21 protein-coding genes and 1 pseudogene are annotated in these 26,363 nt (G+C 70.1%); 13 read left to right on the top strand and 9 right to left on the bottom strand.

All coding sequences use genetic code 11. The annotated features are described in order from the left end of the window. Nucleotides 1-124: 124 nt before the first annotated feature. Complete coding sequence (locus ACWD12_RS18030; RefSeq protein ID WP_450100316.1) at nucleotides 125-703, bottom strand: TetR/AcrR family transcriptional regulator; 579 nt, start codon at nucleotides 701-703, stop codon at nucleotides 125-127. A 10-nt stretch (nucleotides 704-713) separates the two neighbouring features. After that, on the bottom strand, nucleotides 714-2,042 hold the full coding sequence (locus tag ACWD12_RS18025) for a glycoside hydrolase family 1 protein (protein ID WP_450100315.1): 1,329 nt from the start codon (nucleotides 2,040-2,042) through the stop codon (nucleotides 714-716). 137 nt (nucleotides 2,043-2,179) lie between these two features. On the opposite strand from ACWD12_RS18025, the gene ACWD12_RS18020 reads away from it, so the two are divergent. From ACWD12_RS18020 to ACWD12_RS18010, 3 genes and pseudogenes are all read left to right on the top strand, one after another. After that, nucleotides 2,180-3,781, top strand: a complete 1,602-nt coding sequence (locus ACWD12_RS18020; protein ID WP_450100314.1) for a family 20 glycosylhydrolase — start codon at nucleotides 2,180-2,182, stop codon at nucleotides 3,779-3,781. A 1,210-nt stretch (nucleotides 3,782-4,991) separates the two neighbouring features. Next, nucleotides 4,992-8,795, top strand: coding sequence for an AAA family ATPase (locus ACWD12_RS18015; protein WP_450100313.1), 3,804 nt, complete (start codon nucleotides 4,992-4,994; stop codon nucleotides 8,793-8,795). Nucleotides 8,796-8,842: 47 nt separating this feature from the next. Beyond that, nucleotides 8,843-9,435, top strand: a pseudogene (locus tag ACWD12_RS18010) (YdeI/OmpD-associated family protein). An 807-nt stretch (nucleotides 9,436-10,242) separates the two neighbouring features. Here the strand turns inward: ACWD12_RS18010 and ACWD12_RS18005 are convergent. The 3 genes from ACWD12_RS18005 to ACWD12_RS17995 all read right to left on the bottom strand — a co-directional run bounded on the left by ACWD12_RS18005 (nucleotide 10,243) and on the right by ACWD12_RS17995 (nucleotide 12,660). Then, nucleotides 10,243-10,758 (bottom strand): TIGR03086 family metal-binding protein, encoded by a 516-nt coding sequence (locus tag ACWD12_RS18005; RefSeq protein WP_450100312.1) that lies wholly within the window; start codon nucleotides 10,756-10,758, stop codon nucleotides 10,243-10,245. 613 nt (nucleotides 10,759-11,371) lie between these two features. Then, nucleotides 11,372-12,319, bottom strand: a complete 948-nt coding sequence (locus ACWD12_RS18000; RefSeq protein WP_450100311.1) for an HAAS signaling domain-containing protein — start codon at nucleotides 12,317-12,319, stop codon at nucleotides 11,372-11,374. A gap of 2 nt (nucleotides 12,320-12,321) precedes the next feature. Further along, a complete protein-coding gene (locus ACWD12_RS17995) occupies nucleotides 12,322-12,660 on the bottom strand; it encodes a PadR family transcriptional regulator (protein ID WP_358362707.1) in 339 nt (112 codons plus the stop codon). Nucleotides 12,661-13,196: 536 nt separating this feature from the next. On the opposite strand from ACWD12_RS17995, the gene ACWD12_RS17990 reads away from it, so the two are divergent. Next, nucleotides 13,197-13,850: a hypothetical protein gene (locus ACWD12_RS17990; RefSeq protein ID WP_450100310.1), complete on the top strand. Its 654-nt coding sequence runs from the start codon at nucleotides 13,197-13,199 to the stop codon at nucleotides 13,848-13,850. Between the two features lie 118 nt (nucleotides 13,851-13,968). Here ACWD12_RS17990 and ACWD12_RS17985 read toward each other — a convergent pair whose 3' ends face one another. Beyond that, nucleotides 13,969-14,571: an RDD family protein gene (locus ACWD12_RS17985; RefSeq protein ID WP_450100309.1), complete on the bottom strand. Its 603-nt coding sequence runs from the start codon at nucleotides 14,569-14,571 to the stop codon at nucleotides 13,969-13,971. A gap of 219 nt (nucleotides 14,572-14,790) precedes the next feature. Here ACWD12_RS17985 and ACWD12_RS17980 point away from each other — a divergent pair, with 219 nt between their 5' ends. Then, on the top strand, nucleotides 14,791-15,063 hold the full coding sequence (locus tag ACWD12_RS17980) for a hypothetical protein (protein ID WP_450100308.1): 273 nt from the start codon (nucleotides 14,791-14,793) through the stop codon (nucleotides 15,061-15,063). 477 nt (nucleotides 15,064-15,540) lie between these two features. On the opposite strand, the gene ACWD12_RS17975 is transcribed toward ACWD12_RS17980, so the two are convergent. Further along, nucleotides 15,541-15,954: a VOC family protein gene (locus ACWD12_RS17975; protein WP_450100307.1), complete on the bottom strand. Its 414-nt coding sequence runs from the start codon at nucleotides 15,952-15,954 to the stop codon at nucleotides 15,541-15,543. Nucleotides 15,955-16,163: 209 nt separating this feature from the next. Here ACWD12_RS17975 and ACWD12_RS17970 point away from each other — a divergent pair, with 209 nt between their 5' ends. From ACWD12_RS17970 to ACWD12_RS17950, 5 genes are all read left to right on the top strand, one after another. Then, entirely contained in the window at nucleotides 16,164-17,717 is a 1,554-nt protein-coding gene (locus ACWD12_RS17970) for an MFS transporter (protein ID WP_450100306.1), read from the top strand. A gap of 241 nt (nucleotides 17,718-17,958) precedes the next feature. Further along, the gene (locus ACWD12_RS17965) at nucleotides 17,959-18,681 is read left to right on the top strand and encodes an ABC transporter ATP-binding protein (RefSeq protein WP_450100305.1); all 723 of its coding nucleotides are present in this window, start codon (nucleotides 17,959-17,961) and stop codon (nucleotides 18,679-18,681) included. Next, nucleotides 18,678-19,397 carry an ABC transporter permease gene (locus ACWD12_RS17960; RefSeq protein ID WP_450100304.1) on the top strand — a complete coding sequence of 240 codons (720 nt, stop codon included), beginning with the start codon at nucleotides 18,678-18,680 and terminating at the stop codon, nucleotides 19,395-19,397. Before ACWD12_RS17965 ends, ACWD12_RS17960 begins: the two co-directional genes overlap by 4 nt. Next, the gene (locus tag ACWD12_RS17955; RefSeq protein ID WP_450100303.1) at nucleotides 19,394-20,596 is read left to right on the top strand and encodes a sensor histidine kinase; all 1,203 of its coding nucleotides are present in this window, start codon (nucleotides 19,394-19,396) and stop codon (nucleotides 20,594-20,596) included. The genes ACWD12_RS17960 and ACWD12_RS17955 overlap by 4 nt, the downstream gene beginning before the upstream one ends. Next, on the top strand, nucleotides 20,593-21,264 hold the full coding sequence (locus ACWD12_RS17950) for a response regulator (protein WP_450100302.1): 672 nt from the start codon (nucleotides 20,593-20,595) through the stop codon (nucleotides 21,262-21,264). The genes ACWD12_RS17955 and ACWD12_RS17950 overlap by 4 nt, the downstream gene beginning before the upstream one ends. A 451-nt stretch (nucleotides 21,265-21,715) precedes the next feature. Here ACWD12_RS17950 and ACWD12_RS17945 read toward each other — a convergent pair whose 3' ends face one another. Together ACWD12_RS17945 and ACWD12_RS17940 are read right to left on the bottom strand one after the other, a co-directional pair. Further along, complete coding sequence (locus ACWD12_RS17945) at nucleotides 21,716-22,975, bottom strand: sensor histidine kinase (RefSeq protein WP_450100301.1); 1,260 nt, start codon at nucleotides 22,973-22,975, stop codon at nucleotides 21,716-21,718. Then, complete coding sequence (locus ACWD12_RS17940; RefSeq protein ID WP_450100300.1) at nucleotides 22,972-23,628, bottom strand: response regulator transcription factor; 657 nt, start codon at nucleotides 23,626-23,628, stop codon at nucleotides 22,972-22,974. Before ACWD12_RS17940 ends, ACWD12_RS17945 begins: the two co-directional genes overlap by 4 nt. A 325-nt stretch (nucleotides 23,629-23,953) precedes the next feature. Between ACWD12_RS17940 and ACWD12_RS17935 the strand changes: the two genes are divergently transcribed. Genes ACWD12_RS17935 through ACWD12_RS17925 form a run of 3 tightly spaced genes read left to right on the top strand, consistent with a single transcriptional unit; the run spans nucleotide 23,954 to nucleotide 26,345 of the window. Beyond that, nucleotides 23,954-24,529 carry a hypothetical protein gene (locus ACWD12_RS17935; protein WP_450100299.1) on the top strand — a complete coding sequence of 192 codons (576 nt, stop codon included), beginning with the start codon at nucleotides 23,954-23,956 and terminating at the stop codon, nucleotides 24,527-24,529. Further along, on the top strand, nucleotides 24,526-25,665 hold the full coding sequence (locus tag ACWD12_RS17930; RefSeq protein ID WP_450100298.1) for a peptidoglycan-binding protein: 1,140 nt from the start codon (nucleotides 24,526-24,528) through the stop codon (nucleotides 25,663-25,665). Before ACWD12_RS17935 ends, ACWD12_RS17930 begins: the two co-directional genes overlap by 4 nt. After that, on the top strand, nucleotides 25,662-26,345 hold the full coding sequence (locus ACWD12_RS17925) for an ABC transporter ATP-binding protein (RefSeq protein WP_450100297.1): 684 nt from the start codon (nucleotides 25,662-25,664) through the stop codon (nucleotides 26,343-26,345). Before ACWD12_RS17930 ends, ACWD12_RS17925 begins: the two co-directional genes overlap by 4 nt. Nucleotides 26,346-26,363: the final 18 nt, after the last annotated feature.

The following is a 26,363-nucleotide window of genomic DNA, read 5'->3' as shown; positions in this document are numbered from 1 at the left end:
TCGGCGCACCCGCGGCGCCGGTCCCGCCGGGCCGGTACCCCAGCAGGCGGCGGGACCCCCGGGGGTCCCGCCGCTTCGCGCCGTCGCCGACCGTCCTGCGCGAACTGTCCCGGGCCCCCGCCGGTCAGCCGTCGTCGCGGCGTTCCAGCAGGCTGAGAGCGTCCTTGAGCGGTTGTTCCATGTCCACCGAGCGGTCGTTGAGCCACTGCAACTGGATGCCGTCGACCACCGCGAGGAGCATGGTGGCAAGCCGGTCAGCCGGGAGCGATGCTTTCATCCGGCCCCCGGCGACGCTCTCCTCCACCATCTCGGCGATCCGGGCGCGCAGTTGCGGATAGCGCTCGGCGAAGAAGGCGTGCGCCGGATGCTCCGGGTCGCTTCCCGCCGCCGACATCGACACGAACAACTCGACGAGACCGGGGGTCCGCGCACCCTCGCGGATGCGCTCCAAATGCCGCTCCACCCCCTCGGCGGCCTCCCAGCGCTCGCGCCCTCCCTCGTCACGCGCCCGGAGAACCTGGACCAACAGGTCTTCCTTCGACGCGAAGTAGTGCATGAGGCCGGGCAGGCTGAGGTTGCAGCTGGCCGCGACCTTGCGCAGGGATGTGCCGCGGTAGCCCTCCGCGGCGAAGATCTCCAGTGCGACCTGGAGGATCTCGCGTCGCTTCGCCTCGCCCTTTTCGTACGGGCCGCGCTTCGCCATGGCAGCCACCTTATTGCGCGGCCGACGGGACGACGGCGCGCAGCGCGAGCGCCAGTCCGCCGAGCCAACGCGCCGACGGCTTCGGGGTGCGAACGAATGTGTCGCGGTCCACCGCGATCAGCCCGAACGTCGGTGTGTAGGAGCCCCACTCGTAGTTGTCGACGGCGCTCCAGTGCAGATACCCGCGTACGTCGATGCCGTCGCGCATCGTCTCCGCGAGCGCCGTCAGCGCCGCCGAGGTGTAGGCGATGCGCTCTTCGTCGTCGGCGGTGGCGATGCCGTTCTCGGTGACCAGGATCGGCACGTCGGGGCCGACGACGGCAGCGGTGTGGCGCACGGCGTGGCCGACGGCTTCGGGGTAGTACTCCCAACCGGTGATCGTCCGTTTCGCCTCGGCCGGGACCGGCAGCGGGCCGTCGCGTCCGATACGCGTTCGCGAGTACGACTGGACGCCCACCCAATCGTCGCCGCGCGCGGCTTCCAGGAACAGGTCCTCGCGCGGCCACGCGTGCGCCGCGGCCGCGGCCTCGGCTCCCGGCTCGGCCTGGAAGACCTGGTTGGCGATCGTCCAGCCGACCCGGAGGTCGGGCCGCGCCGCCTTCAGGACCGCCGAGGCGGCTCGGTGCGCGCGGACCAGCGCCTCACTCGTCGCGGTGTCCGGCTCCGCCGCGGCGGCCAGGGCCGCGGCCCCTTCGCGGCCGGTGCCGGAGGCGGAATACTCCGACGCGTCCCGCGTGTCGGCGTCGGCTCCCGGGGCGTTCGCGGGGTCTTCCCCCGAGGGCGCCAAGTGGCGGACGAGCGTAGCCATCAGCGCGATCATGTTCGGCTCGTTGATCGTCGCCACATATTCGACGTCGTCGCCGAGCACGTCGAGCGCGGTCTCGGCGTAGCGCGCGAAGAGGTCCGCCGCGTCCGGTGCCGTCCAGCCGCCGCGTGCGGTGAACCAGTGCGGTGAGGTGAAGTGATGCAGCGTCACCACGGGGTTCAGGCCGCGCTCGTGCGCACCGCAGACCATCGCCCGGTAGTGCGCGATCGCGGCCCGCGAGACGGCCCCGGGTTCCGGTTCGACGCGGGCCCACTCGATGCCGAACCGGTAGGCGTTGAAGCCGAGTTCGGCGAGCAGGTCCATGTCCTGCGGCCAGCGGTGGAAGCTGTCGACCGCGTCCCCGCTCGGCGACTCCATGACGCCGCCGACCAGCCTGCGTTCGAGGGCCCACCAATCGCTCGAGACGTTGTTGCCCTCGGTCTGGTGCGCGGAGGTGGACGCGCCGAACAGGAAGCCCGGCCTTGCCCGGAACTCCCGGGGGAGGCCGGCCGGGCCGTCGGTGGACAAAGACATGTGCGAACTCCTTGCGGACGAGCACGAACGCGGCGGGCGGGCGGCGGGCCGCCCTCCGAAGGGACATCCGGAAAAGCGTTCATTGAACGGTTTTTGTGTTACCTTACCCGCCGTCCTGTCCGTCAGGAAGCTCCTCGATGGAGGAAACCGTGAGGGCCGTCATCCCCCGTCCCACCACGCAACACCGCCCCGGCTCGGCCGCCGGCACCGCGTCCGGCGCCCTGCCGGCCTGCGAGAGATGGCGCGTCGAATCCGCCGACACGGCGCTGGAGCCGGTGGCGGCCGTCGTCCGGGCCCTGCTGGCGCCGCACACGGACGCGGACACCGACGACGGCGAGGTCCGCACGGTCGTGTTGGAACTGAGCGCCCCGGAGGACCCCGCCCCCGTACGGTCCGGCATCGGCATCGTGCTGGGGTCCGGGGACGAGTCATACCTTCTGCGCGTGGACGCCGCGGGCATCCACTGCCGGGCGCGTACCCCCGAAGGGGTCTTCCGGGCCGCTTCGGCGGCGGTTCAGATGATCGCGGACGGAAGCGAACTGCAGCACCAGGAGATCCACGACGCACCCGCCTACGCCTGGCGCGGCCTGATGGTCGATCCCGCCCGCCACTTCCTGACGCCGGAGGACCTGCGCCGCATCATCGATCTCGCGGCGCTGTACAAGCTGAATGTGCTGCACCTACACCTGACCGACAACGAGGGTTGGCGGTTGGAGGTCCCCGGGCTGCCCGAACTGACCGCGGATGGAGGGCCGTTCTACACCACGGAGGAGTACCGCGCCCTCCAGGACTATGCCGCCGCACGGTACGTCACGGTGATCCCCGAGATCGACCTCCCGGGCCACTGCGGAGCCCTGCGTGCGGCCTTCCCCGACCTGCCCCCGGCCCCGATCCCGGACAAGACCGCCCGAACACTCGAAGCACTGGGCATGGCACAGCACTTCACCGCACCGCTGGACCTGGCGGATTCGCGCACCGCCGACCTCATCGGCCGCATCTTCGCCCACGTGTGCGCGGCCACCGACGCGCCCTTCGTGCATATCGGCGCCGACGAAGCCGTGGGCATGACCCACGACTCGTATGCGGGCGCCGTCCGCTTCCTGCGCGAGACCGTCCGAGCCGCGGGCAAGGAGCCGATCGGATGGCAGGAACACTCCCGCGCCGGCATCGCCCCCGGGGACCTGGCGCAGTTCTGGGTGGACCCGTCGATGACGGGCCCGGCCACACTGGAAGCGTCCGGCGTGCCGGCCGACTTTGCCGCGGCGGTCAGAGCCTTCTTCGCGCCGACGGCCGACGACCTGGCACGCATTGTGGCAGGCCGCGGGAAGGTGCTGCTCTCGCCGCAATCGCACCTGTACCTGGACCGCCCCCACGACGCCGCCCTGGTGGCACCGCACCAAGCGGAAGCGGCGGCACGGCTGGGCATGCCCGTGTACGAGCCGCGCGGCATCCGCCAATTGGCCGCCTGGGACCCGACGGACCACCAGGTGCCGGCAGAACAGATCGCGGGCATCGAGGCGGCCGTCTGGGCCGAGAGCATCACCTGCTTCGACGACCTCACCCTACTCCTTCTCCCCCGCCTGCCCGCGGTCGCCGAGGTGGCCTGGTCCGGCACACCGAGCGATTGGGACGAATACCGCGAACGCCTCGGGCGCCACGCCCGCTTGTGGACGCAGCGGGGACTGACCTACGCGGCCTCGACCGAAGTGGACTGGGAGCCTACGGAGCCGACGACCTGAGGGAGGGGTTGCTCCGGCCACGAACTCGGCACGGTCCGCGCCGAGTTCAGGGCCGAGACGACCAGCACGCCAACTGCCGCCGCAACGCCGGAGCGCATGCGTCCTGACACGCCGAGCGGGTCGACCGGCTCGTCCCGTGGCCCTGTCCCCCACCCGACTGTCCAACAGCGCCCACCCGCCCACAGCATGGCCCGCGTCACCCAGCGGATCTCCCGCGGTCCCACCCGGGCCCCCACGAGCAAACCGCGTTCGACGGAGGCGGCGGCTACTCGCCAGGGCGAAGGATGGCTTCCGCAGCCTTGCCGAGGGCCGCGCCAACGGCCATCGCCTGCTCGTTCCTGGTCTTCAGCGTACTCAACCGCGTTTATCCACGATGGCGCATCCAACTCGAAAAGGCGCAGATGGTTCGCTGTCCTATGACCATCCGTACTTCTGGACTGGGTATCGAATCTCGGGCCTCGCCTCAGATAGATTGCTCTGATGTGCATGTGTCACCCGTGCGGATGAACATCTCCATTAGTCGCGGGTGACGGGTCACCGCGCTGCCTACCGTCGTTGGCAGGGTCGTTGAGTACCTGAGCCAAGGACAGCCCCTTGAAGCCTACGAACTGACCAAAGCTGATCACCGGCGGCAAGCGGAGACAGAGCGGTGCATGGAGTGGGTGCGCCGAGATCGGGCGTCGATCGGTGCTGCCCGAAGATCGGCCGCTATACAAAGAGTGTGTCCGAGTCGGACATGTCCACTACGCCAGGGTCATGTGCCTACCCTTGCAGCAACTGGTGGCGCTGTCGTGACCACAGCGCACGAAGTGACGGCCGTCCAACGGCGACCCTGTAACCCGGACTGTCACCGGCGTCATGGGAGCTGTAGTAGGACCGACCGTTCTCTTCAGGCTTCGGGAACCTCTGGGCACTCGCGCTGCGCCTCGTGTCCTCCCCTGGGTCGCGCCGCTCGTCGCGCCAGCCGTCGATCTCTCGATCCTCGGGCTGCTCCTCGGCAACCTGAGGCCCCTCGCACTCGAGGCAACCAATGATTCAGCGCGAGGACACGCGCAGGCCTCTTGCAACGAAAGCGTGGGCTCTGGCCAACGAGTCGATAACACGCAAACCAGCGGCCTGTTCCGACCGGCCACCACCCCAGGGGCTGCCAGGACGCCCCGACTGGCCGGAACGGCCGCCGCTACGCGGGCTCCAGTGGTAAACCATTGAGATGGCCGGGATTCAGCACCTGTCGATGAGGGTTCCGTGGCGCGACCGCCCCTGGGACGAATTCCTCTGCGAGGACCCGTTGGGCAACGCCTCGTGCACCTTGCTCGCCGCAATCGGCAAGGCGCGGGACGACGCGTTCGAGGAGTCCCACGCCGGCGCCGGGGTGGACACGCTCGATCAGAACAGGTTGCCCTGCCTCAGCGAACGCGCGACGTTCATGTCACCGCGCGGCTACACCGTGCTCAAGAAGCACCCGTACAGCCACAATCAGCATCTGAAGGGGATGCTGCACGAAACTCCGGTGGCACTACCGGGGTTCGCCTTCGAAGCAGTGCCCTTCCGCTGGCTGAACCGCGACTCCTTCGCCAAGGAGATCGGCCATGACCGGGTTCCGGAGTTCGTCCAAGATGCAGAAGACGCCGTCGACACGGCCCTGCGCTTCCCCCCGGCATGGGTGATGGACGGCGGCAACCAGCGCGCCATCATGCGCGCGTTCTTCGAGCTGGTCCATCCCGAGGAATCACTGGTCTTCGTCTACCTCAAACACTCGCCCCTCCAAGAGCAGCGCACCGACCGCTTGCTGGTGGGTGCGGCACGCGTCCTGCGGGTGACCCCGCCGCCGATGTGGAACCAATCGGGGCGTCCGCCATTCACCTCCTCGATGTGGGAAACGGTCGTCGAGCATTCCCTCCGCCCGGACATGGCTGACGGCGTCCTGCTGCCCTACCAGCAACTCATCCCACTCATGGACGCGGGCGCCGAGATCGACTCCGCGCTGGCCTGGGCACCGGAAGGGCGGATCGCCGAGTTCTCGTACGTGACCGAGCACCTGTCCGACGATGCCGCCATCGAAGCCCTCGGCGCCCTGCAGGCGGCTGCCGAGGGAATGTGCGCTCTCGGCATCGACGTCCCGCAAGCGGGCCGGACGTGGCTTCAGAGTCAGATCGATCGCCTGTGGGAACTGCGCGGGCCGGTCCCGGGGCTACCCGGCGTGCTCAGGGAGATCGGTGTACGACAACCGTACGTCGCGACCCGCGCCGTTCTGGCCGAGCCCGGGGGGACGTCCACCCCATGGAGGATCCTCGACACCGTCTTTGCCGATCCGGCACGTGCGTCGGCCGCGCTTCGTGCCCACATCGGCCCTGTCCAGGCCAAAATCTGGCGCAAGTTGCCTGCGCAACGGCAGGCCGTCTTGCGGCTGTTGTCCGGCTTCGACATCACGCCGCATCAAGTGCGGCTCCTGCTCAACGGCGACACCGAAGTCGAGATGACTGCCGAAGACCTCCTGGACAACCCCTACTTCGCATCCACGTGCACGTATGGCACGCCGGACCATGTGCCGTTCACTGCGGTCGACCGGGCGCTCTTCCCGCCGAGCCACGTGACTTGGACGCCGCCACTGCCGGACGAGGTGGTGCTTGACGGCCATCTCGACCGTCGGCGCATCGAGGCCCTGCTCACCGACGTACTGGAGCGCCGAGCGGTACAGGGCGACACCGTCGTCCCGGAAGGTGAGGCCTTGGCTTCGGCAAACGAGGTCACGCTCGCCCAGCCGCCCGATCTCACCCGGACGATTCTCGCGGGCCTCGAACTTGACCACGGAGGCATCTGCGAATGCCCGGAGTGGTCACCACTGACCAGCGTGCAGATGGTCGGTGGCAGCCCGGCCTTCAAACTGACGCGACTGTCCGAGACAGCATCGCTGATCCGACGATGGCTCAAAGACCAGCGTGACCTGGGTAGTCTGGGTGCCATCCCCGGTGCCCGCAAAGTGCTCGACGACGCCCTCGACCGGAACGACAACGTCGCGGGGGACCTCGACGATCTGGAGGATCGCGCCCGCACAGAGAAGGCCGCCGGCCTGTCGGCCCTGCACGACTCACCGCTCACGGTGCTGATCGGGCCCGCCGGAACCGGCAAGACCACCCTTCTGCGCGCGCTGGTCGAGTACCCCGGTGTCGACGACGGGGCGGTGTTGCTGCTCGCGCCCACCGGCAAGGCCAAGGTGCAGTTGGAAACCAAGGTCAAGTTGCACGCGAAGACTCTCGCATCCCACCTCGTTGCGACGAAGCGCTACGACGGGGACACGGGTCGCTATCTGGTCTGGGGCGAAGAACAGCCGCGCCGACGGTACTCGTTGGTCATCATCGACGAGGCGTCGATGCTCACCGAGGAGATGCTCGCGGCCACCCTCGACTCACTGACCGGGGTCAAGCGGCTGATCCTGGTGGGCGACCCCCGCCAACTACCTCCTATCGGGGCCGGGCGCCCGTTCGTCGATCTGGTCAACCTGCTCCGTCCGGACACCTTCGAGAACTGGGTACGAGTGGCTCCCTGCTACGTCGAACTCCAGGTGCCCAGACGGCAACTCGCCGACGGCAGCCACGGGACGCGCCACGATCTGGAACTCGCCGCCTGGTTCGGGGACAACACGCGGGGCGCGGGCGACGAGGAGATCTGGGCAGAGCTGGCGTCAACTCCCGACCTGCCCACACTGCGCTATGTCCAGTGGGGCAGCCGGACGGCCGCGGCGGCGCTGGCCGACGAACTCGCCCACAACCTGGCGCTCGACGGCGACCCGGACCCCGCTCGCGCCTTCGCCTTGACATACGGCGGTGTCGTGAACGGCCCCTATCTCAACTGGCAGCTCGGGGCAGGCCCACACGCCGAAGACTGGCAGATCCTCACCCCGACCCGATCCCGTGCCTTCGGCTCCGTGGAGATCAACCGGCACATCAAGCGCACCTACCGGCAGAGCGACACCACCTGGGCCCAAAAGACCTGGAAGAGCAACATCCCTGCCCCCGTTGGCCCCGAGCTGATCGTCCGCGGCGACAAAGTCATGCAGACGACCAACAGGCGGTCTTCGGGCTGGCCGCGCGAGGGCAGTCTCAACTACGTCGCGAACGGGGAGATCGGCGTCGCCATCGGATATGTCACACCGGCGACGAAACGGCCGAAAAAGAGTCTGCGCCTGAACGTGGAATTCTCCTCCCAGCCCGGGTTCCAGTACTCGTACTGGCCTTCGGACTCGGATGATCCGCCGCTGGAACTCGCCTGGGCCGTGACGGTGCACAAGTCCCAGGGCTCCGAGTTCGGCACAACGTTCCTCGTCTTGCCGGCGAGGGCGAACGTGTCGCGTGAGCTGATGTACACCGCTCTGACCCGCCAGAAGGACAAGGTCGTCATTCTGCACGAGGGCACGTTGCCCGAGCTGCGCGAGCTGGCACAGCCCTGGCGCTCGGAGACGGCACGGCGTCTCACCGACCTGTTCGAGGCCCCGGATCCCACAACTGTGGAAATCCATGGCACAGCACGCCGCTTCGACCGCAAACTCGTGCATGTCTCGGCCAACGGCACCCCCATGGCGTCGAAGAACGAGGTGATCATCGCGAATCTGCTGGACCGCTTGGTTCCAGGCCGCTGGCAGTACGAGGAGCCGCTCACCGGCAGCGACGGCCGTACTGTCCGGCCCGACTTCACCATCACCGCCGACCAGGGCCGAACCGTCTTCTGGGAGCACGCCGGGATGCTCGACCTGCCGGACTACGCGCGCAAGTGGGAGCTCAAGAAGGCCTGGTACGCGGCCAACGGCATCCTCCCGCACGACCAAGGCGGCGGACCCCGCGGTGCACTCATGTGGACCGACGACCTGCACGGCGCCGACGCCCAGGCGTGGTTGTCGCATGCCGCTCAGGTACTCGCGGTGGACCCGGCGGTCCCAACCACCTCCTCGGCCACGGCCTCACCGGCACGACGCGCCGCGAAGCGCGTCGCCCCGCGCGACCCGAACCCGAGCCCATAGCCATAGCCATAGCCCTGGGTCGCGGTCACGGCTGCCTTGTCGGCCGGGTGTGGTTCGCTGCTGGGGTGACTCAGGACCCGGAGATCGTGACGTTCGAATCCGCCGAGGCGTTTCAGACATGGCTCGATGAGAACCACGCTGTCTCGGCCGGCATTTGGGTCAGGCTTCGCAAGAGGGTTCCGGAATCGTGGCGCTGGACTACGCCGAAGCGCTGGATGTGGCGCTCTGCTACGGCTGGATCGACGGCCAAAAGGCAACGTTCGATGACCGGTGGTGGCTCCAGCGGTTCACCCCGCGCAGGCCGCGCAGCAAGTGGTCCAAGGTCAACCGGGACAAGGTGGCCGCCCTGATCGAGCAGGGCCGGATGCATGCGGCGGGGCAGGCCGAGGTCGACCGCGCCAAGGCGGACGGCCGCCGGGAGGCGGCCTACGACGGCGCGAAGACCGCTACGGTGCCGGACGACCTCATGGCGGCCCTGGCCGCGGACCCCGCCGCGGCGGAGTTCTTCGAAACACTGGACCGGCAGAACCGCTACGCGATCCTGTACCGGGTCCAAGACGCCAAGAAGGCCGAGACCCGGGCGCGCCGGATCGAGAAGTTCGTGGCGATGCTGGCGAAGGGCGAGAAGCTGCACCCGTAGCCGCGCAGAGGGGACATGCCCCGGGACCGAGAACTGGTGGTACGCCTCACCGCGGTGGGCCGGAAGCCGGTCGTCTCCTGAGGCGCGAGACAGTCGGCGCCCGTCACCGGCCGGCCGGTTGGGATCCGGTCGACGGTGCGCTGCACCGCGCGCAGGATGGCCGACTCCCACCAGGTGCCGCACCAGCACCGCGCCTAGATCGGGGTGGTCCACGCGGACGTTGCGGTTGTAGCTGCCTTCCAACACAGGTTCCCCTGCCGCAAGGAGGCCCTGCGCCGACGGGAACAGCCACGCAGCCGTCGCCTCGTCCAACTCGCTCGACAGCGGTCTCCCGTGAATGGTCGCCTCCCGGCATCCGTGCCTGCCCCTGCGAGGGCCGAGGCAGGCTTCCGACCCGCGAGACACGCGATCGCCAAGCTCCGGAAGAGCCAGGCGATCCGGGCCCGCGCGCCGTTGCAACACCGACCCGGCGCAGCCTTCGCCGGGCGGCAACCCACGGCAGTCAGGCACGCTCACGGCCGGATCGCGACGCGTGCGGGCTCACCGTCGGACGGACGACAGGAAGGGTGACGCACCCCGACGGGGCGGCATTCGCATTCCACGCACGGAGGTACCACGATCTGCGCACATCCCTGCTTCGCAGCCGCGGGAAGACTGCCACCTGGACCGTCGGTCCCAACGCCGCGAGTGGCGCCGTAAACGGGAACCGGCCTCGATTTGGCGGTAGCAGCACAGGAGGGGTAGGACGCGCGGCGTCCCACCCCTGTGGCTGTGCGAGCCGATCCGTACGGTTGCGGCGGTCGGAGACTATGCCCAGGCGGGGTCACGGCCGGTCAGGCCGAGGATGCGGTCCAGGGTGGGTGCGTCGGCTGGCACCGCGACCTCCGGTCCGTACATGCCCATCTGTCGCCCCTGCTCGACGCCGGCGGACACGGTGTCGTGCAGGTGCGCCAGTAGGTCGGCGGGCAGGTCCAGGCGCTGCCCGGTCGCGGCTGCCAGGTCCCAGCCGTGCACGGTCAGCTCGCCGACGATCATGTCGCCCAGGACGGGCGCGGGCAGCGGGTGCGGCGTGTCGTCCAGCAGGGCGAGCAGGCGGCCGCGCCAATCGCCGGCCGCCAGGTCCACATCGGACTCGGCGGCTGCCGGCTGCGGAACGGACTCCTTGCGGCCGCCGCCGGCGAGCGACGGGCCCCAGAACAAGAGGTGGTTGACCAGCCCCCGCACGTCGTACTCCGCGCACGGAGTCTTGTTGGCGAGTTGGTCGTCGGTGATGCCGCGGGCAACTGCGGCCATGGCCTCGGCGGCGTTGGACAGGTGTGACATGCCGCGACACTAGGCGGACCGGGTCGAAGGGGTATTGAACAAACGCGACGCACACCCGCCGTGGAGCGGGACGTACGTGAGACGCGCAGTGCGTGGGCCACGTGACAGCGCCACACGTTCCCCAGCCCGTCGCCAACACGTGGAGCTGTATCCGACGCCGCCCACCCGACGAGGACCACCGCCGACCAACTCGCCAAGTCCGGCGACGGGCGCAGAGGCGACGGCGGCGTTGAGTCGGGGTGGACGAGCGCCCGATCCGCGTCAGTCTGTGGAACTGCTTTCGAGCAAGTTCTTGAGCGGACGCAGTCGACGGCATGCCAATCGCGCACCACGATGTCGTCTCCGTCGCGAACAACCTCCGCGTGCTTTGGGACGGACGTGGCAGGGCCAGATTGCGGATGGCGTGCCGTCTTCGTCCTCGGCTGCCAGGTCGATCGACCCGACGGGCGCCCTGTAGGTGTGGTGTTGCGCGACTGCGCAGCCCTGGCCGTCTAAAGCTCTCGATGATGTTGTCGCCGAAGGTCAGCTGGTCCACGACCGCCGGACACAGCCGGGATCGGTGAACCTCCGGGTCCCGCCCGCGAACGCTCCCGACCGAGTTTGCCTTGCGGCGTCAGCCCCGCAGTTCGCGGAGGCGCTTGACTACTTCGCCCGCGCCTGCAGCAAGGACAGCCAGGACCGTCACGGTGTAGAAGGAGTCCGGGGTCTGCCAGCCGCCGTTGAAGTCGGCCAGAAAGACCGGGTTGAAGAACTCCTCGTCGTACAGGATCCACGCCAGCGGCAGGCTGAAGGCGGCCTCGGCGGCGATGCCCCAGACCGCGAGAGATCGCGTGGCCCCGCGTACCGCCCGGACCGCGTCGATTGTCACCAGCGCGGCAAGTCCGGCCAGGATCGGCCAGATCCAGCCCGACCACAGGCCGGGCTCCAGGACGTCTACGTGGGTGCCGTCCTCGATGCGGTACGGCTGCGCGGTGTGCTGCCACACGATGAGCGCGGCCAGAAGCGCGTGCCACGCCATCGACGCGTACGCCGGTGTGCCCGGCTCCGTCGGCGTGCGGCGGTCCGGCAGGTCGTCGGGCGTCCATGTGGCGCCGGCGACGGCGGTCCGCTTTCCGGACCGCTCGACGACGGCGAACACCACCGTGAGCCAGGCGACCAACTGCGCGCCCACGGTGAGCACCGTCCCGACGGCCCCGCCGATCACGTCCGGGGTCCCCCGGCCGTCGACGACATCGAGCACCGCACTCACCGCCACGACCACCGGCAGGACGGCGGACAGCAGGAGGGTGAGGATCCGTATGTACGTCGGGTAGAGCGCGGGGCCGACCAGCGCCAGCGGGCGGTCGGTGTACCGGGACGCGAGCCGGATCGGGTCGCCCAACTCGACGAGCACCTCGCGCTCGGCGGATTCCGGGTCGTCCGCGCCGCGCGCCTCGACCGTGTCGGCGATCGTGGCACGCAACTCGTCAGCCACGTCTCCGCGTTGGTCGGCCGAGATGTGTCGAACGACCTCCGCCACATAGCGATCGGTCAGCTCACCGGCGCCGGTCATCTGCAACATCCTCAACAGCCTCCCTCGGTCAGTCGTGCAATCGACGCACCGAGCTCCTGCCATTCGCGCAGCAGCCCGGTGCGGACCTGCGCGCCCTCGGGACTGACCCGGTAGAACTTGCGCGGTCTGGACTCGTCGGTGTTCCACTCGCTGATGAGCAACCCCTGCTTCTCCAGGCGGCGCAGCAGCGGGTACAAGGTGTTGCCGTCGACAGCCACCCCGGTGTCGCCCAGTGTCTCCAAAAGCGCGTACCCGTACTGCGGCTCCTCCAGGAGCGCCAGGCACGCCAGAACGACTGTGCCGCGGCGCAGTTCCTGGACGTGACTGACGATCAGCTCACCAGTGTCCATGCATCACACGATAGTGTGTGCCACACACTATCGTCACGAGCCCGCACCCGAGCGGCGCTCCCCGGCTCAATCCGTCCGGCACCTCTGACGGACTCGCCCTGCCTGTGATCTCCCCGGGAGGCCCCCAGCCCTACCGGTCGACAGATGCCTACGGCAAGGGCCAACTCTCATAAGTAAGTTCGCCAGAAGGCAGGCATGAAGGTCACCGCCACGCTCAGGCTTCCTCCTCGACCGCGCAAACGTCGCGCAGGGATTCGAACTCCTCGACTCCGCCGCCGGAATCGGCCTCGCCCAACTCCTCAGGGGCAACCCGGCGCAAAACCGCCGAAGCCGCGGCCTCAGCTCCCTGGTGTGCTACTCGTCCGATTGTCGTTCCGCCGCGGCCGCGCGCGGCCCACCGCACCGCGCACAGCACGGCCTGCCGTGACAGCGCCTTGCGGTTGCCGGGTGGGAATGCGCGCCGCGCGTGGGTGCCGAGGTGGCTGGGGATCAGCTTTCTGCGGCGCGCACCGCACCGCACCGGTGCGGTGCGCGCGGTGCACTCAGGCCTGAGTGCGCTGCTCGTAGTCGAGCTCCGCCTCAAGGCCGCAAGCGCCGCGGGACTGGCCTCCCTGCTCCTGTCGGCCCTGCTGTCGGCCCCCGCAGCACCGGCATCCGCGGCCCCGACAATCCCAGCAGCGGCACCTGCCCTCGAACTCATCCCCCAGAGCCGGTACATCGAGCGGTTCGGCGCGCAGCGGCTCGCACAGGCCGCGCTGACCAAGATCCCGGCGCAGCGCCCCGCGCGGTCAGGACAGGAACGCACGGCCGCGATGGACCCGCCGCTGCCGTGGCACAACATCGCCTGGGTCGCGTCCGACGCCGACGCCCGCGACCTGCCCACACGACGCGGCAACTCCGAGCTCGGCTACCTGCACTACTCCGAGCGGCACAACGTGCGCTACTCCAAGCCCATCCTCATCGCCTACACCGACACCAAGCCCGCCGTGATCAAAGGAACCCACCTGGAGTACGTGGCAATCCTCACCGACCGGTTGGGGATCATCTACGCCAAACTCCGGGTCGTGAACGAGCAGAGCCCCGTCACCGAGGACAAGCGCTACAAGACCCCGGACGGCCGCCCCATCGGCACCATCACCGCCTTCTGCGAAGGAGTGAACAAGTGCCCCGACCAGATCAACCAATCCTGACGATCCGGCAGGACGACATCAACATCGGGGGCGAGCTTGTGTGCCTGACAGTCCGCCCGCGACATCGCATCTGTGGTCGGCCACCTGGCGGCGGGCGGTCGGTCCGGAAGGGGCGTGTCTATCGGGTGGTTTCCACGCGGGTGAAGGAGAGCCGGTCGTGGAGTGCGCGGTTGCCGGGCAGCAGTGCCAGTGCGAGTCCGCCGGTGGAGACCCAGGAGATGACGCGGTAGGCGAGGGGTTGGTCGGCGCGTTCGGCGACCTGGTAGGCCCAGCCGTAGCAGATCAGTGCGGTGGGCACGCCGATGAGGATCAGGCTGCGGACCAGGCCGCGGACCATGCCGGCGCGCCATCCGCCGTGGACGGGGACGACGGCGATGCCGAACACGATCTTCCCGAGGGTGCGGCCGAAGACGGCGTGGGCGATCCAGTCGTAGAGGAACCAGAGCACCATGGAGACCAGCAGCAGCGCCATGACGAAGGTGGACGCGGTCTTGGCCATGGTCTCGGCCGAGTCGCGGGCGGTGTCCTTGAGGACGTCGGTGTCCAGCCCGGAGGAGACGATCCGCCCTCCGGTGCGCCGGCCCACCCGCTGGGCCTGGACGGTGACCGCGCGCTGTACCAGCGGGACGGCGGTCCAGCCGACCACGGCGGTCGGCACGAGCACCAGCATGTAGTCGAGCAGCCTGGCCCCGACACGGCGCCGCAGCACACCACCGGACACGCCCCCACCCACCCTCACGTGTCTGTATCCGCGCACCCCTACGCGAACCACCAGTGTGACGCCGACAACCGCGCCAGGCCCCGTGATCGGCGAAAACCCCGGGGCCGGGGACGGCTTCGCGGTGCGGCCGTGGGGACGTACGGCTTGCCTGTCTGCGGGCCGTGGAGGGGGCGATGTTCTGTTCAGCCCAGCGGAGGCAGGCGACGGCGGCCAGCAGGTGTGGATGGGCACGCCGCTGCTGACCAGGTCGGTGGCGAACTGGCGCTGAAGTCGTGCGCGGTGAACGCCAGTGCGGCGAACCGCACATCGTGCTGCCCGATCTGGTGGCAGGCCGTGCGTAGCAGGCGCAGCATCGTGCCGTCGTTCAGCGGACCTGGGGCGGAGTTGTGCCTCCACCGGAACGTGGCGAGGTTCGCGCGGGGCCCGGTCGGCGAGTTCGGTGTCGACTTCGACGGTGACGACCTGGTCGACGCTGAGCCGGGCGGCAAGTAGGGCGGCGGTGTAGCGGGTGCCGACGTCCAGGACGCGGTCGCCGCTCACCTTCAGGTCGTAGAGCATGTCCGCGGCTGCCGACGGCATCGACGCCGACGACGCGCTGCCGACCCGCAGCCTCGTCGACACGCAGACCGCCGACCTCGCCGGGCGGCTGCGGTATCCGGGACGGCCGACAGGTCATACCTCGCGGAGCCGATCGACACCACATCCGTGGACTCCCGGCCACCAGGTCGCGGGGAGCGTCTTCGGCGTTCGTGGTCAACGCCACAGGACTGAGTCGCCCTGCCAGGCTCCCGGTGCCGCCCGGGAGCGGCGCGTGCAGACGGTTGTCTCGGCCGCCGTGATCGTCCGGTCATGGTCTACCGCGCAGCCCTCGGTGAGGGGCCAGTCGCTGTGCGCGCGCCGTGGAGCGCTGCTGGTCTCACCAGGGCGTGGGCGGCTTGCCGCCGTTCCCAGCGCCGGGGATAGAGCGAGTTAGGCGACGTAGATGCAGAAGGGGTGTCCGGAGGGGTCGGCGAACACGAACAGCGGTTCGTCGGGGTCGTCGTGCTCGTCGAGCAGGAGCTGCGCACCGAGCCCCAGTGCGCGCTCGCGCTGCGCGTGCAGGTCGGCCACGGTGGGGACGGACAGGTCCAAGTGCATCTGCATCGGGACGTCGTGCCGCGGCCACGTCGTACGCGGCAGGCGGTCCACGCGCTGGAAGGCGAGCCGGTTCGCTCCGGCGACGTCGCGCAGCACGAGCCAGTCAGGCTCGTCCTGCGTCCCGACCCCGGGCGGTTCGTCTCCCGCGCGGTACGACAGTCCGAGCAGTCGGCGGTAGAACTCCGCGAGTTTGCGCGGTTCGGTGGTGTCCAGAACAGTCTGAACAAGCCGCGGGTATTCGACCATGCCCGCTCCCCTGCCCAGAACCGCCCCTAACACACTCACTCCTCCAGCGCGCCTGTCACCACCGGCGGCAGGGTCAGCCGGTCACATCTCCCGCGCGGCGCGCGTCAGGGGGGTACGAAGCCAGGCTGCGGCGGCCCGGGGTCACAGTCCGGACCCGGCCACGCCACCTGACCCGTTCCGTTCCCTCGTCGTTGATTCGGAGGTGCGCCTTGTCCGCGCCCGTCAGCCCCGCCCAGCCACCCGACCCCACGACCGGCCGCACGACCGGCCGCACGACCGGCCGCACGGCAGGCCCAAGTCCCGGCGCAGTCCTGGCGTTCGTCTGCCTGGGCCAGTTCATGGTGTTCACGGATGTGTCGATCGTGAATCTCGCGCTGCCGTCGATCCAGGACGGCCTGGACATGTCGGATGTGAGCCTGAACTACATCGTCACCGCGTACGCCACCGTGCTCGGCGGGTTCCTGCTGCTCGGCGGACGGCTCGCGGACACGTTCGGCCGCCGCAGGCTGCTGCAGATCGGCTTCGTGGTGTTCGCGCTCGCGTCTCTGGCGTCCGGGCTCGCTCACAACGGCGCCATGTTGATCGCCGCGCGAGCCGTCCAGGGCCTCGGCGCGGCGATGATCACCCCGGCCGCACTGTCCGTCCTCACCAGCACGTTCCCCGAGGGCTCGGAGCGCAACAAGGCACTGGGCGTGTGGGGTTCACTGTCCGGCATCGCCTCGATCTTCGGTGTGATCCTTGGCGGAGTACTGGCGGACGGGCCCGGCTGGGAGTGGATCTTCTGGATCAACGTGCCCATCGGCCTGGGCGCCGCACTACTCGCACCGCGCATCGTCCCGGAGGGCCGAGCGGCGGAACGGGGGCGGTTCGACTTCCCCGGCGCGGCCACCCTCACCGGCGGACTTCTGCTGCTGATCTTCACCCTCGGCGAGGCCACCCACGTCGGGTGGGACAGCGCACGCACCATCGGCGGGCTGACCGGCGCCGCAGTGCTGCTCACCGGCTTCGTCGCCGTCGAATCGCGGGTGGGCGCACCGATGATGCCGCTGCGCATCTTCCGCCTACGCACCATGCGCACCGCGAACATCACCGCAGTCCTGGTGTTCGGCACCTTCGGCGGACTCTTCTTCTTTGCAAGCCTGTTCATGCAACAGGTCTTCGACTACTCGCCGATGAAAGCCGGGTTCGCGTACGTGCCGCTCGCCGTCGCCGTGGCCGCCGGCGCGGGCGTCGCCTCGGCGCTGATCGCCAAGGTCGCCGCACGCTCGGTGCTCATCGCCGGCCTGACCACCACCGTCGGCGGCCTCCTGCTTTTGTGGCGCGCCCCGGCCGACGGCCACTACGCCGTCCACCTGCTACCCGCGTTCATCGCCCTCGGCCTGGGCTGCGGCATGGTGTTCGTGACCCTGCAGATCGCCGCGTTCAGCGGCGTCGGCGAACAGGAGGCCGGCGTCGGCGCCGGCCTGATCAACACCAGCCAGGAAGCCGGCGGCGCACTCGGCCTCGCCGTCATCGCCACCATCGCCTACAACGGCCTCGGCACCGAACTCGCCAACGCAGGCACCGACTCCGCCGCGATCCGCGACGTCCACGCCGCCGCCAACCACGACGCGTTCCTCACTGGCGCATGCCTCGGCTTCACCGCCCTGCTCCTCGCGGTCTTCCTGATGCCCCGCGGCAAACAACCCGAGCCGCACCCCGCCCCCGAGCACAAGCAGAAGCACGAGCACGAGCACGACGTGCAGGTGACCACCCAGCACTGACCACCCAGCACTGACTGCCCCGGCACGGGCACCCCCGCGCAGGCGCCTGACCCCATGACGTCAGGCGCCTGCGCGCCAGTCGGTAGGAGCGGCACCACATGGACCGCACGTCGCGCTCGGCACCGTGTAGTCGTCGTGTGGGGCGCCGACCCGAGTCGATCACCCTTTCCGTCTCCGGTGGGAATCGCGATTCGGTCCTCGGACTGAAGACCGGGGGACGCGCGGGCTCCAGGCTGCCGGTATGGACTCTTCGCGATCACATAGGGCGGCGATTTCGGTCGAGGGGCTGACGAAGCGCTACGGCCGGACCACCGTCGTCGACCAACTGTCCTTCACGGTGCGGTCCGGCGCGGTCACCGGCTTCTTCGGGCCCAATGGCGCAGGCAAGACCACCGTACTGAAGGCGGTCGCCGGGCTGGTGCGTCCCACCGCCGGCCGCGTGCTGGTCCAAGGCGCTCCGGTGGTGTCCGACGCGCGGGTGCTGGGCGTACACATCGAGCCGTGCGGAGCACACCCCGGGCGTACCGCACGGGCCCACTTGTGGACACTTGCGGTTATCGCCGGGCTGCCCGGGGCACGCGTCGGCGAGGTGTTGGACCTGGTGGGGCTGGACCACGCCGCCGAGGTGCGGGTCGGTACGTTCTCGCTGGGCATGCGCCAACGGCTGGGACTGGCGAGCGCGTTGCTGGGCGACCCGGAGATCCTGGTGCTGGACGAGCCGGTGAACGGCCTTGATCCGCAGGCGATCCGATGGCTGCGTACGCTCATCCGGGAGCGAGCGGAACGCGGAGGCACGACCTTTCTGTCCAGCCACATCCTGAGCGAGGCCGCCCGGACCGTCGACGACGTCGTGATCATCGATAAAGGACGCCTGGTCTGGTCCGGCACGGTCGACGAACTGTCCCAGGGCGGCGGCTCCCTCGAAGACGTGTTCCACGACCTGACCGGGGGGCGGGGCGTATGAGCCGCCTGGTCAAGGGGGAACTGCTCAAGACGGCGACCACTCGGACCGGGTACGCGTTCCTGGTCGGCGTTGTCGCGTTCGGCGTGCTCAACGCCGTGGTCGTCGCGGCGGCGTCGGGTGGCCTGGACGAGGCCGCGGAGAAGCAGGAGGCGTTCGCGGGGCTGCCGGTCCTGCCGATGCTGTGGGGTCTGGTCGGTGCCGCGGGCGAGTACCGGCACCGCACCGCGGCACCGACCGTGCTCGTGGCCGGGCGCGACCGGGGGGCGGTGCTGCTCGCCCGGATCGGCGCGTACGCTCTCACCGGCCTGGTCATCGGGGCGGTGACCGTAGCCGCCTCGGTCGCGGTCGCCGTACCGCTGCTGCGCGACGACCCCGGGCCCGACCTCACATCCGCGCAGGTCGCGGCGGTCGCGGTGGGCAACCTGGCGGCGTTCGTGCTGTCTGCGATCATGGGGGCCGCCATCGGCGCGATGGTGCGGGTCCCGGTGGTGGGGGTGGTCGTCCTGCTCGTCGTGAACTTCGCGGTGCTCCCGCTGATCGCCGGCGTCGCCGAATCGGCCGCCGACCTCACGCCCTTCGGAGCCGCCGCCATCCTGACGCGGTCGACACACCACACGACGCTGTCCGTCGGGACGGCCGCCCTGGTCGTGGCCGCGTGGGCGGTCGCCCTGGTGATCACGTCCGTCGCGAGCGAACGTCGACGGGACCTGGCGTGAACGCCTCACTCCGCTTCCCGCGTGCGGTGCGCCGGTGGTTGCCCGCGCACCGCACGCAGGTGTTCGACATCGCCGTCGCCGCGGTGACGACCGGCGTGGAGATGGGACTGATGTTCGAGGACGCCGCGCCCGTCGCCCCCGCCCCCACCCTGCTCGCCCTCGCGGGCGGCGCGGCGCTGCTCGTCCGGCGGCACGCACCCGAAGCCGTCCTCGCCTTCACCTGCACCATTGCCGCCGTACTCACGGTGGTGGGCCACCACCACCCCGGCGGCGCCCCGCCCCTGGTGGCCCTGTTCACGGTCGCCGAACTCCGCGAACGCGGCGCGTCGCTACTCGCGCTCGCGCCGACGGCGGTGTTCCTGACGGCGGCGGGCATCTCGGCCGCCCCGGTCGCTGCCGGCGCGTGGGCGCTCGGCGCGTACGCCCAGACCCGGCGCCGGTACACCCTCGCCCTGGAGGAACGCGCGGACCACCTCGAACGCGAACGCACCCAACTGTCCCTGATTGCGGCACATCAGGAACGCACCGCGATCGCCCGCGAACTGCACGACATCGTCGCCCACTCCGTCACCGTGACGCTGCTGGGCGTACGCGGCGCCCGCGACGTCCTGCGTGCCGCGCCCGACGTCGCCGACGACACCCTGGCCCGGGTGGAGATCAACGCGGAGCAGAGCATCGCCGAGTTGCGGCGCATGCTCCTGGCGCTGCGCGAGCCCGGGCGGCAGGAGGCCGCCCTGCACCCGCAGCCGTCGCTGGACCGACTCGGCGAACTCGTCGCCACGTACGACGCCGCCGGGCTGCCCGCACACCTGGAGGTCAGCGGCCACCAGCGGCCGTTGGACGGCGGCGTGGAACTGTCCGCCTACCGCATCGTCGAGGAGGCGCTGACCAACGCGCTCAAGCACGCCCGAGCCACCCGGGTCGCCGTGCACGTGGGCTTCGGCCGTACTCACCTGGAGGTCTCCGTCGTCAACGACGACGGCCACCGGTCCCCGCCCGCGGACTCCCCGCCCGTCGCCGGCGAACGCCCTTCCCGGCCCGCGCGTTCCCCGGCCGTGACGCCCTTGCCCGCCACCGGCCACGGCCTCGTCGGGATGCGCGAGCGGGTCGCCGTCCTCGGCGGCGAACTGGACGTACGCCCCGAACCCGACGGCGGGTTCCGGATCGCGGCCCGGCTGCCCATAGGCGGCGCGGCGTGACGATCCGGCTGCTCATCGTCGACGACCAGGAACTCATCCGCACCGGCCTGCGGCTGTTCCTCCAGACACAAGACGCGTTCGCCGTCGTCGGCGAGGCCGCGAACGGCGAGCAGGCGATCGCGCTGGCCCGCGAACTGCAGCCCGACGTGGTGCTCATGGACATCCGCATGCCGCATGTCGACGGCATCGAGGCGACCAGGCGACTGCACGCGGCGGGCATTACGCCGTCGCCTCGCGTACTGATCCTGACGACGTTCGACCTGGACGAGTACGTCTTCGGCGCGCTGCGAGCCGGTGCAGCGGGCTTCCTGCTCAAGGACGCGTCCCGCGCGCACCTGGTCGAGGCCCTCCACGTGGTCCACGACGGCGAGGCACTCCTCTCCCCCTCAATCACCCGCCGTCTCATCGAGAACTTCGCCACCCGAGCCGAGCCGCGTCCCGCAGACATGGCCCTGGTCGCCGACCTGACCCCGCGCGAACGCGAGACCCTGCTCCTGGTCGCGCGCGGCCTCTCCAACACCGAGATCGCCGCCCGCCTCGTCGTCACCGAGGCGACCGTGAAAAGCCACGTGGGCAGCATGTTCGCCAAACTCGGCCTGCGAGACCGGGCCCAAGCGGTGGTCTTCGCCTACGAACACGCCTTGATCATCGCCGGCGAGGCCGGCTGACCCAGGAGCGGCCGTCATACGCGGATCACCTATAGACCGCACTCGTCCATCCAATCGGGTGAGCTACGTGTCCTGGCCGAGATCACCGAGGCCGCCCCGCAGGACGCGCTCCATGCCGCAGCCGGCTTGCTGGATGAACTTGAATCGGTTGCCTCGCCGATTCTCCTGCACGGCGAGGACCGCCGCGTGGCCCATTCTGCGATTTGCGGCCTCCCGCCGCCTGGATACCCGGGTCGGCCTGGAGACGTACTCCACCTCCCCGACGGCGCTCCCGCCCCGGACAACGCCGCTCTCATCCGCGTAGCACGCGAGACCATCCAGCGCACACCGCGGGGCACGCCGTAGCGAGTCGTGATTGCCTGGTCCGCGTGAGGTCCTTGATCCAGATCATGGGGGCGCGGAGGCGCCCCGACGACCAGCCCGCCGGTAGCACGGCCCCCGTTCGCACCTGTCACACGTGTGCGGCCTGGAGACGTCTGCCGGTGGGCTGGTCGTCGGGGCGCGCCGGATCACCGGGGAACGTCGCGATCACGGCGAGCCCTCCGTCGGGCCTGGCATGGGCGGTGACGTCGCCGCCGTGGGCGCGGGCGACGGCCTGGACGATGGACAGGCCGAGCCCGGCGCCGCCGGCGTCGGCCGGGCGGTGTCCGCCGAGGCGGTGGAAGGGTTCGAACAGGTTTGGTACGTCGTCGGGTTCTATGTGATCGCCGCTGTTGGCGACCTCGATTTCGGCGCGTCCGTCCGGGAGGGTGCGGCTGGTGACGGCGACCCAACCGTCCGCGGTGTTGTGCCGGATGCCGTTCTCGACGAGGTTGTGCACGAGTCGCTCGAGGAGGAGGGCGTCGCCGACCACTAGTGATTCGCCGGCGTGCTCGTGGACTGTGACCCCCGCGCGCGCGGCTGCGGGCGTGGTTTGGGAGACCACGTGGCCGACGATGTCCGCGAGATCGAGGGATGCGCGTTCGGTGAGTTCGTTCTCAGCGTCCGCGAGCGCGAGGAGGCCGCCGAGGAGGCGTTCGTGGCGCGTGCTGATCTCCAGGAGCTTCGCGCCCAGCCGCTGTACGTCGTCCGACGCCGTGCCGCGGTGCATCGCCACTTCCACCAGCGCACGCCCGAGGGTGAGCGGGGTGCGCAGTTCGTGCGAGGCGTTGGCGACGAATCGGCGCTGCCCGTCGAAGGAGCGGTCCAGGCGTTCGACCATCCGGTCGAACGTCTCGGCCAGTTCCTTGACTTCGTCGTCGGGCCCGCGCAGGGCGATGCGTTCGCGCAGACCCCGGTTCGCGGCGGGCGCCGCGGCTATGCGGCGCGCGGTGTCGGTGACGCGGTGCAGAGGCCGCAGCACCTGCCCGGCGATCAACCAGCCGAATCCCGCCGCAAGGCCCCCGACGATGGCGAGCGCGACACCGCCCTGCGTGATCATCGATGTTGTCGCGGCGTCGCGCAGGTGCTCCTTGTATGACTGCATCTCTCGCCGCGCCGCCTCGCCCACATGGAGCTCGCCGTCGGCGCCGACAGCGAACACCTGCTGCTGCAGGAGGGCCTCGCTCTGCGGGGTCGCCGGGGTCGACGCGCCGGTGGTGACCTTGACCACCCGGGAGCGTTCGAGCTGTTGGGTGAACAGGGCGTAGGTGAGGCCGAGGAGGACGACCCCGGCCACCAGGAACATCGCGCCGTAGATGACGGTGAGCCGGGCGCGCAGTGTGATTCTCACGGGATGCGGTACCCCACCCCGGTGACGGTCTCCACGACGGGCGGGTCACCGAGTTTGCGGCGCAGTTTGAGGACGGCTTGGCGTACTGCGCCGGTGAACGGGTCGGCGTGTTCGTCCCACGCCTTTTCGAGTAGTTGCTCGGTGGCGACCACGGCCCCGTCGGCGAGCAGCAGTTCGGTCAGGACCGCGAACTCTTTTTTCGACAACGGCACATAGCGGCTGTCGCGGAATACCTTGCGGCGGGCGGGATCGAGTGTGACGCCGGCTCGGCACAGCACGGGCGGGGCGGCCGGGCGGGCGCGGCGCCCGAGCGCCTGGACGCGCGCTCCGAGTTCGGCGAACGCGAACGGCTTCGTGAGGTAGTCGTCGGCGCCCAGCGCGAGTCCGGTGACGCGCTCGGTGACCTCGGCGGCGGCGGTCAGCATGAGGACGCGCGCGGGCGATCTTGACGCGACAAGCGAGCGGCACACATCGTCGCCATGCAGGCGAGGGAGGTCACGGTCGAGGACGACGATGTCGTAGTCGTTGGTCTCGGCGCGGTACAGCGCCGCCTCGCCGTCGTAGGCGATGTCGACGGCGTGTGCCTCGTCTCGCAGCCATTCCGCGATCGCATCGGCGAGGGTCGGTTCATCTTCGACCACCAGGATCCGCATTGGCGGCCTGCTTTCTCTTGGGCGGCACTGCACAGGAGCGGCCCATGCTCGCGGAGCGGGCGTTTCGTGCGCGTTAGGAGGTCGCTCCCCCGATGCGCCGATGCGCCGATGAACTGAACTCGCGTACCGCAGGTGTCTCCAGGCTCCGGTCTCAGTCCTCGGGGCCGGCGTTGTGTCTGCCGTCCTGTCCACCCGGCCCGCCGGCGACGATGCTCCCGTCCGCAGGCGTGTCCGGGGACGGGTGGAGACAAGGGGGAAACAACTGTTGGCGTTCTATCGGCTCCCGACCGGCCGGAACGAACCGGCCCGCGACGAGGAGACATCGATGCGCATCACCCGATCACTGCCGACGCGGATATTCGGAGAACTGCGGCCCCGGCCGAAATCCGTGCCCCGGGTGCTCTCCACCTTGCTGCCGGTGGCGGTGGTTCTGGTGGTCGGCGGGTGTTCCTCGGACGACGGCGACGGGTCGGACAAGGCCGCCCGGACGCCGGCCGGAACGGCCTCCGGGCTGAGCGACGACGAGCGCAGCGTGAAGTACGCCGAGTGCCTGCGGGAGAACGGCCTCGATGTCGCGGACCCGCTGCCCGGGCAGAGTGTGCAGTTGCGGATCGACAGCGGCACGACCGACATGGCCACGGTCGGCAAGGCGAAGGAGGCGTGCCGCACGTTCAGCCCGCCCCAGTCCGCGGTCGCCCCGGGAGGGCAGGGCAACCCGGCCGGGCAGGAGTTCGCCGCGTGTATGCGCGACAGGGGCGTCGAGGCGTTTCCCGACCCCGATCCCAACCAGCAGGGCGTGCGGATGAGCGGAGAGGTTCAGAAGGACCCCGACTTCGAGAAGGCTGCCGCCGCCTGCCAGCCGATCTTCTCGGGCGGCCAGGCCGGACAGGGGCAGGGATGAGCAGCTCGGAGCCCGGCACGGCGCCGACACCCGACGACGGCCTTGCGGACCGCCCCTCCCGTGCGCGGCGCGGCAGGCGTACCGTCGTCGCATCCGCCGCGGTCACGGCGGTCATTGCCGCGATGACCGCCGGCGCGTTCGCCCTCCGCGGCCAGGGCGGTGCGGACAGGCCCGCCCGGTCGGGGCCGCTGCCCCCGAAGACCACCGAGGTCAGTCGGCAGTCCCTCAAGGACACCCGGACCGCCGACGGCGAGCTCGGCTTCGGACCGACGACGACGGTCACCGGGCGCCGCGCCGGGACGATCACGGCCGTCCCGGAGTCCGGCGATCGCATCGTGCGCGGGCAGGCCGTGTACGCCGTCGACGCGGAGCCGGTGCCGCTCCTGTACGGCGCGCTGCCCGCGTACCGCGACCTCGCCGTCGGCGTCGAAGGCGAGGACGTCCGCCAATTGGAGACCAACCTGTGGGCCCTCGGCAGCCGCGGCTTCACGGTCGACGACGACTACACCGAGGCGACCGCCGATGCCGTGGCCGACTGGCAGGAGGACCTCGGCGTTCCCGAGACCGGCGTGGTCGCGCTGGGACACGTGGTGTTCGCGCCCGACGAGATCCGTGTCGAGGCCGTCAAGGGGACCGTCGGTACCGCCGTGACGGCCGGAGCCGAAGTACTCACCTACACGGGCAACGCCACGGTGGTCACCGTCGCGCTCGAGACCGCCGACCGACGTCTGGCGGCCAAGGACGCCGAGGTGACCGTGACGCTTCCCGACGACACACCGGTACGCGGCCGGGTCCACGACGTCGCGACCGTCATCGAGCCGGCCGCCGGACCGCACGAGGAGCCGACCACCAAGGTGGAGGTCGTCGTCGCACTCGACGACCGGCAGGCCCACCAGGCCGCACCGTACGCGTTGGCCGCCGTCGATGTGACGTTCACCGCCGGGACCCGGGACGACGTCCTCACGGTCCCGGTCGCGGCGCTGGTCGCCCTGCCGTCCGGTGGGTTCGGCGTCGAGGTCGTCACCGGTGCCACGACGCGGTACGTCCCTGTTGCCACGGGCCTGTTCGCCGCGGGCCGGGTCGAGGTCTCCGGTGAAGGCCTCACCGAGGGAACCACGGTGGGGATGCCGAAATGATCACTTTGAGCAACGTGTCCAAGGCGTACGCGGGCGGCGTGACCGCACTGTCCGATGTCACCCTCGCCATCGCGCGCGGGGAACTGGTGGCCATCGTCGGCCCGTCCGGGTCCGGCAAATCCACCATGCTCAACATGCTCGGCACGCTGGACCGGCCGAGCACGGGGGTGGTCCACGTCGACGGCTACGACGTCGCGGAACTCTCGGACGCCGAACTCTCGGGGCTTCGAGCGCGCCGCATCGGCTTCGTCTTCCAGCAATTCCACCTGGCCTCCGGAACCCCGGCGCTGGACAACGTCGCCGACGGCCTCCTCTACACCGGCCTGCGCCACCGCGAACGCAGGAGACGCGCCGCGGCGGCGCTGCACCGTGTCGACCTGGGCCACCGGATGCACCACCGCCCCCACGAAATGTCCGGCGGCGAGCGGCAACGCGTCGCAATCGCCCGCGCGGTCGCGGGCGACCCGCCGCTGCTGCTCGCCGACGAACCCACCGGCGCCCTGGACACGGCCTCCGGTGCGGCAGTGATGACCCTGCTCCGGGAACTCCACGCGTCGGGCACCACCGTCGTGATCATCACCCACGACCGTGAGATCGCCGCTTCCCTCCCCCGGCAGGTCAGCATGCGCGACGGCCGTGTGACAGCGGATTCCCCGCAGGTTGCGGTGGCGGCCACGTGACCGCACGGGAGGACGGGA

This window comes from Streptodolium elevatio, from assembly GCF_053592165.1.
This window is presented reverse-complemented; position numbering and strand designations above follow the sequence as displayed.